General features: G+C 66.9%; 6 protein-coding genes. 2 read left to right on the top strand and 4 right to left on the bottom strand.

What is annotated here, in order from left to right:
• Both ACPYOM_RS20340 and ACPYOM_RS20335 read left to right on the top strand, forming a co-directional pair.
• Positions 1-837, top strand: an 837-nt coding sequence (locus tag ACPYOM_RS20340; RefSeq protein ID WP_481347339.1) for a Gfo/Idh/MocA family protein, incomplete at its 5' end; no start/stop codon positions are given.
• Positions 838-880: 43 nt separating this feature from the next.
• Positions 881-2,161 (top strand): lipopolysaccharide biosynthesis protein, encoded by a 1,281-nt coding sequence (locus ACPYOM_RS20335; protein ID WP_481347338.1) that lies wholly within the window; start codon positions 881-883, stop codon positions 2,159-2,161.
• On the opposite strand, the gene ACPYOM_RS20330 is transcribed toward ACPYOM_RS20335, so the two are convergent.
• From ACPYOM_RS20330 to ACPYOM_RS20315, 4 genes are all read right to left on the bottom strand, one after another.
• Positions 2,070-3,473, bottom strand: a complete 1,404-nt coding sequence (locus ACPYOM_RS20330; RefSeq protein WP_481347337.1) for an O-antigen polymerase — start codon at positions 3,471-3,473, stop codon at positions 2,070-2,072. The two genes, ACPYOM_RS20335 and ACPYOM_RS20330, sit on opposite strands and share 92 nt — an antisense overlap.
• Positions 3,474-3,475: 2 nt before the next feature.
• On the bottom strand, positions 3,476-4,369 hold the full coding sequence (locus ACPYOM_RS20325) for a glycosyltransferase family 2 protein (protein WP_481347336.1): 894 nt from the start codon (positions 4,367-4,369) through the stop codon (positions 3,476-3,478).
• Positions 4,366-5,496 carry a non-hydrolyzing UDP-N-acetylglucosamine 2-epimerase gene (gene wecB / locus ACPYOM_RS20320; protein WP_481347335.1) on the bottom strand — a complete coding sequence of 377 codons (1,131 nt, stop codon included), beginning with the start codon at positions 5,494-5,496 and terminating at the stop codon, positions 4,366-4,368. The genes ACPYOM_RS20325 and wecB overlap by 4 nt, the downstream gene beginning before the upstream one ends.
• Positions 5,490-6,559, bottom strand: a 1,070-nt coding sequence (locus tag ACPYOM_RS20315) for a polysaccharide biosynthesis C-terminal domain-containing protein (RefSeq protein WP_481347334.1), incomplete at its 5' end; no start/stop codon positions are given. The genes ACPYOM_RS20315 and wecB, both read right to left, overlap by 7 nt.

Here is a 6,559-nt window from a genome sequence, read left to right as displayed (position 1 = left end):
GGTGTGCAGGACATCGTGAGCGCTGGGGTGGACTACTGCGTCGTGGCGGTACCCACGGTCTTTCACGAAGAGATCGGGCTCGCCCTGGCCGCGGCAGGAGTGCACGCGCTCATTGAGAAGCCACTGGCCCCCGACGTCGAGTCCGCCCGGCGGCTTGCCGAGGCCTTCGAGACCCGCGGCCTCGTTGGGGCGGTTGGTCACATCGAACGCTACAACCCGGCATTGCAGAATGCCCGGCACAGGATTGAGGCAGGTGAGCTCGGGCGGGTCTTCCAGGTGACGACGAGGCGACAGGGGCCGTTCCCGGCCCGCATCGCCGACGTTGGAGTAGTCAAAGACCTGGCGACGCATGACATCGATCTGACCGCCTGGGTGACGCAGCGCACCTACGCTCACATCAGCGCGCAAATCGCCTTCCGCAGCGGTCGTGAGCACGAGGACCTCGTCGCCGCGACCGGCCTGCTGAGCGACGGCACTGTCACCAACCACCTCGTCAACTGGCTCTCGCCCCTCAAGGAGCGCGTTGCCACCATCACCGGCGAGAAGGGTGCGTTCGTCGCCGACACGCTGACCGCCGACCTCACCTTCTACGCCAACGGCTCGATCAAGGTGGTGCGCGAGGACATCGCACAGTTCAGAGGGGTATCCGAAGGTGACGTCATTAGGTATGCGATGACCAAACCAGAGCCTCTGCGCACCGAGCACGAGCAGTTCCGCGACGCAGTCCTCGGTCTCCCCTGCGACATCGTCACGATGCGAGCCGGCACCGAGACCGTCCGGATCGCTGAAGCCTGCATCGCCTCCGCTCGGCAGGCCTCGGCGCACCCGGTGGGCTGACACGGCGATGCCACCCGCCACCAGGGCTCGTCGAACGGCTACGGTGCTACGCCGTCACACCGGGCTGCTCTCGATCGCGGGCGGCAGCGCGGCAGGTCAGTTCGCCTCGTTTCTGCTACTGCCGATCCTGTCCCGGCTCTACGACCCGTCCGACTTCGGCGCGCTCGCCGTCGTGACCGCCTACTCCGTGACGCTGGCGACCTTCGCAACGCTGCGTCTCGAGCTGGCTGTCCCTATGGCCCGGTCCGACGACGACGCGTTCCGGCTCGTCTTCCTCGCCCTCGCCAGCAGCCTGATCGTCGCGGTGGTGGCGGGTGTCGGCCTGGCCTTGTACGGGGATGCGGCGGGGCAGGCCCTAGGGCACGCCGACTACTCCTCCGTCCTGTGGATGCTGGCGCCTCTGATGCTCGCCTACGCTGCGTACCTCACGCTCGCTCAGGCCGCGGTGCGGCAGGAGCGCCTGACGGCAGTCGGTACGCGCAATACTCTGCAGCCGCTGGTGACGACCGGCGTGCAGGTGGGACTCGGACTCCTGTGGCCGACGCCCGCCGCCCTCGTCGCAGGCGCGGCACTCGGCTACGGGACGGCTGCGGCCTCGCTCGTGCGACCTCGTCATGTTCGGCGCGCGGGCCGCCTGGCGCGTCCGGCTGAGCTCTTGGCAACTCTTGCTCGCCACCGCCGATACCCTATGACGTTGCTGCCCGCGGGTGTGATGAACACGCTCGGTCTGCAACTTCCGGTCGTACTCGTCGCCTGGCGGTACGGCACCGAGAGCGCGGGCTCGTTCGGCATGGCCCTGCGCGTGCTGGGCCTGCCCGTCACCCTGGTGGGGGCGGCGATCGCGCAGGTCTACCTCGCCAAGGTCGCCAAACAGGTTCGATCAGGGCAGGCGAATGCCTGGGCATCTTTCGTCAGGGCCAGCCGCGCGCTGGTCGCCGCGGGCGCCGCATTCCTCATCATGGTGCTGGTGCTCGCTCCGTGGGCCTTCTCGACCGTCCTCGGCGCACAGTGGGGGGAGGCTGGACGGTACGCGCAGGCGCTGGCCCTGGCCGTAGCGGCACAGCTAGTAGCCGTGCCGCTGTCGCAAACCCTAATCGCGACCGGCAGGCTCGGCCTGCAGCTCGCTTGGGACGCAGCACGGCTCGCCGTCGTCTCGGCAGCGCTGCTTATCCCCTCGTCTTTCGGCTGGAGCGCCTCGGCGACGATCCTGACCTACAGTGTCGCGAGCGCCCTCATGTATGGCGTGATGTGGCTGCTGTGCGCACGGGCTTCACGACGGAACGACGCCCGCGTGCTTGACGAGGTCGAGCCGGTCGCGACTTGACCGACCCCTCGTCGCCACCGGCCCCGGCCGCCGACGACTCGCCCGAGAGAGCGCGGGCGCGCTGGCGGCGCCCCCACACCCAGAGCACGGCATAGGTCACGAGCCCCGTGTTGAGCAGGCTCTCCGGCCCACCCGATGCCCAGAAGCCGATGGAGGTCGACACGCCCGCGATCCCAACGGCCTCGAGGGAGCCGCGCGCGCTGCCGTCCATCGACCGCAAGCTCACCATAGCGACGAGTGCGCCAAGCACCACCGGGACGATGACGATGCCGCCCCACCCGAAGTTGTGGTAGATCGATCCCCACACGGAAGGAGGCGCTGTACCGCGGTCGGTACCGTACAGCACCTGGTAAATCCGGTTGGGCAGGTCCGTTCCGGGCGAACCGGGGAGGACGCCGAGCAGGCCCCTGGCCCATTCCGCTCCCCACTGGATCGGCTGCTCGTAGATGTAGCGGAATCCTGCCACCGCCGACTCCTGCTGCACCTGAAAGACCCGGCTGCCCAGCTCACGCGTTGCTATCCAGAGCCGGTCGGCGATGGAGGCGTCCTGTCCGAGCAGGGTGTTGCTTCGACCCAAGGCCACTGTCGAGGCGAGCATGAATATCAGACCCGCCGGCAGGATCAGCCAGCTCCGGCGCGGCAGGTTTCGACCATTCATGAGATAGAGGAAGTACGCGGCGACGACGAGGAACTGGATGAAGGCGCCCCGTTGCCCGGTGCCTAGGAGTCCGAAGAGTGCGATCGCCACCAAGCCGATGGAGAGCACCACGTGGCTCTGTCCCGCGCGGCGCCAGTACACGAAGGTCACGAGCAGCAGGCCCGGCAGGATCGCGTTCTTGAACTGGTTGACGTACCCGGGGTACAGGTACCGGGCGCCGGAATAGGAGTCCAGCCGCGCCCCGGCGATGTCGGCCTGCCCACCGGACAAGGAGTTCTTCAGCCCCTCGAAGAGCGCGCTGTAGCCGACCGCGCTGTAGTAGAGCACCACGATGAGGCACGAGAGCGCCACCAATGCCCACACCGCCGGCAGCGGGCGCACCGCCTCCAGTCGCGTGTGGGCGACCGGTTTTCGCGCGCCCGCGGTCATGACAACACCACTGCCGATGAAGTAGCCGATCATGGCCACCAGCACTACGTAGCCGTACACGTTGTCACTGGGCAGCGACGGCTCGAGCGAGGCGAACGTTCCAACGGCCATGACCATCTGGATGTACACGAACAGCGCGTTAGCGTTGAGGATGCCGAACTGTCGCATCACGCTGACGTAATACACCGCGAAGGCGACACCGAGAACGAGCAGGAGGTCGAGCACTGCTACTGGCCTCGCAGGCCGGACAGCACCCGGAAGAAACGCTTGCGCACTCCCCACAAGACTGGGCTAGCCATCGCCGCGAAGCCGAGGCGATCCGGTAGCGGCATGGCGCGGTAGCCGAGCAAAGCTAGGACCTTGCCCCGCTGTCGTAGGCTTTCCATCTCTCGCAGGTGCTGCAACCTCTCGGTCAAACCAGGACTGAGATCAAGATGAGACGCTTCGAGCAGGGCGGACCATGCGCGATGGCGGGCGCCGATGGACGCGCTCATCTGCTCGAACGGCTGCGTGCGCGGGTTGGAGTTGCCCGGATGGATCCGGTATTCGAGAACCACCCGCGGCATCCTGACCACCTCCGAGGACAGCTCCTCGAGCAGCTCACCGATCCATAGGTCCTCGGACGGTAGGGCCGGGTCGATGGGAAAGACAGCAGTGGCCAGACCTCGCGACATCGCCACCACGCCGCCCGACTTGCTCGTGGCATCACCCTTGGGCAGAACCAAGTTGTCGTGGGCGGGGCTCTCGGAGATCGTCCGGAGCTTGAAGCAGGCCGCGACGCGCGCGTCCGACGGGAAGCGCTCGAGAGCGTGCGCCCGTACTTCGAGGGAATCCGTGGTGAGGAGGTCGTCGCCGCCGAGGAGCACGACCACTTCGCCAATCGAGGCCTCGAAGGCCTCGTTGAATGCCGAGACCTTTCCTCGTTTGGCGCCGTCGCCGATGAGCTTGACCCGGGGGTCGCCTGCGGCCGCCTGGTCCAGTTTGTCGCGCGTGGAGTCCGTCGAGCCGTCGTCGACCAGCAGCAGCTCCCAGTCCTCGTGGCTCTGGGCCTGCACGCTCTCGATCATGTCGAGGACATAACGCTCCTCGTTGTGAACCGCCGAAAGGACGGAGACCTTCATGCCGTCCCCCGGATGCCAGCCCATGCGTGGTGCCGTCGCGCCGTGGAGACGATGAACCGCACCGTCCGCTCCGACGTGTCGTTTATCGCGTAGTTGTCGGGCAGCCGTGTGGGCCCCCTCTGCTCAGGAGCGGAGCGCACCAGGCCCACGGCCTCTACGACATTCTCGACGCAGAGCCCGGTCATGAGGATGCCACCGGTGTCGAGGGCCTCCGGACGCTCGATCGAGTCACGTAAAGTGACTGCGGGGAAGCCGAGCAGCGTCGACTCCTCGGCAATGGTCCCCGAGTCGGACAAGACGCACGCCGCGTGCAGCTGCAGGGCGTTGTAGTCGTGGAACCCGAACGGCTCGTGGAAGACGATGCCATCGTGGCGGAGGGCTCCCGGTAGTGCCTGCAGGCGCTTTCTCGTTCGTGGGTGGGTCGACACCAGAACCGGCAGGCCCCATTCCGTGTGCACCGCTCGCAGGCACTCGAGGAGAGCGGAGAGCCTCTGCGGCGAGTCGACGTTCTCCTCGCGGTGTGCACTGACGAGGAAGTAGCCGTCCGGTTGCAGCTCGAGGCGAGTGAGGACGTCGGAGGAGCGGATGCCCTCGGCGTTCGCGTCGAGGACCTCGCGCATCGGAGACCCGGTCAGGAGGATGCGGCGCGGGTGCAGGCCTTCGGAGAGAAGGTTGCGCCGCGCATGCTCGGTGTAGACGAGGTTGAAATCGGCGACGTGGTCGACAAGACGACGGTTGGTCTCCTCCGGCACGTTCTCGTCGAAGCATCGGTTGCCCGCCTCCATGTGGTAAACGGGGATTCGCATGCGCTTGGCCATCACGGCTGCGATGCAGCTGTTCGTGTCGCCCAACACCAGCACAGCATCGGGACGCTCGTGCTGCAGGACTGCCTCCGCTTTGATCAGCGTCTCACCCAGGACTCGCCCGAGCGAGCTGGTGTCGACGCCGAGCATGTGGTCCGGCTCCCGGAGCCCCAGGTCGCGGAAGAAGACCTCGTTCAGCGAGTAGTCGTAGTTCTGCCCGGTGTGAACGAGGACGTGGTCCACCGACTCGTCGAGCCGCTTGATCACCTCGGAGAGCCGGATGAGCTCCGGACGCGTCCCGACGATGGTCATGACCTTCAGCATGGGTCAACCTCCTTGATACGCACCGGCTCCGCGTACGTATCAGGGTCCGAGGAGTCGAACAGCTCGTTCGTCCAGAACAGCGTGACGAGCTCGGTGTCCCCGGTGTTGGTGATGTTGTGGGCCCACATCGTCGGCATGTCGATGACTACGGGGCGCTCCCCCGACACCTCGAAGTCCCGGACCTCGTCAGTGAGGACCCGTCGGAGGCTGATCCGCGCCTGCCCGGAGAGGACGACGAACCGTTCGATCTTGCGAAGGTGGAAATGCTCCCCTCGCGTCACCCCCGGTCGCGTCGTCGACACGAACGTCTGGCCCTCGCCGCCGTGGGACCGCACGGCCTCGACCAACCGCCCTCGGTCATCGGAGTGCTCGGTGAGCGCGATCGGGTAGACGCTGGGGAAGAGGCGCGCCCGAAGGGTGTTGAAGAGGTCGACGTCGAACCGGCTGTCAAGCCTTGGGATGTCCCCGCCGACGTAGGTGCACACGAACCTCTGGAGCAGATCCCACACGCGTCCGACCGAGATCTCGGTGGTCCGCGGCGTGACCACACCGGCCGCGCCGGTCAGCCCTGCAAGCAGTACGTGTGCCGCGTCCTGGACGTGCATGAGCGGGACATGACGGTCGACGATCTCCGGTTGGCCCCCCGAGACAGCAAGGTCGACGAACGTGGCGACGAAGGAGTTGTACTGCGGCCGCCCGTGCTCGCCGAAAAGGTTGGGCAGCATGACGTCGACCAGGCTTCCTCCGGTGCGCTCGCTTGCAGCGCGGAGCACCACTGCGGCCGCTGCCTTACCGGCACCGTAGGGCGTGCCGTTGCCGCTCTGGACAGAGTTGGCGTACACGACCCTCCGCGGGCGTGGATCCGCTTCGAGCGCAGCCGCGAGGTCCTCGGCCAGCCGGACGTTGTCGTTCTCGACAGCGTCCGGCTCGCCACGGTTCACACCGGCGAGGTGGATAACTGCGTCTGCCTCCTGCACCACCTCGACCAGGGTGTCCCATGAGGTCCGGCTGATCGGCACCACCTCGTGCCCACCCAGCGCACGAGATCGCACTTGCAGGTGCC

The sequence above is a fragment of the Monashia sp. HAY1-2A genome (assembly GCF_056755315.1).
This window is presented reverse-complemented; position numbering and strand designations above follow the sequence as displayed.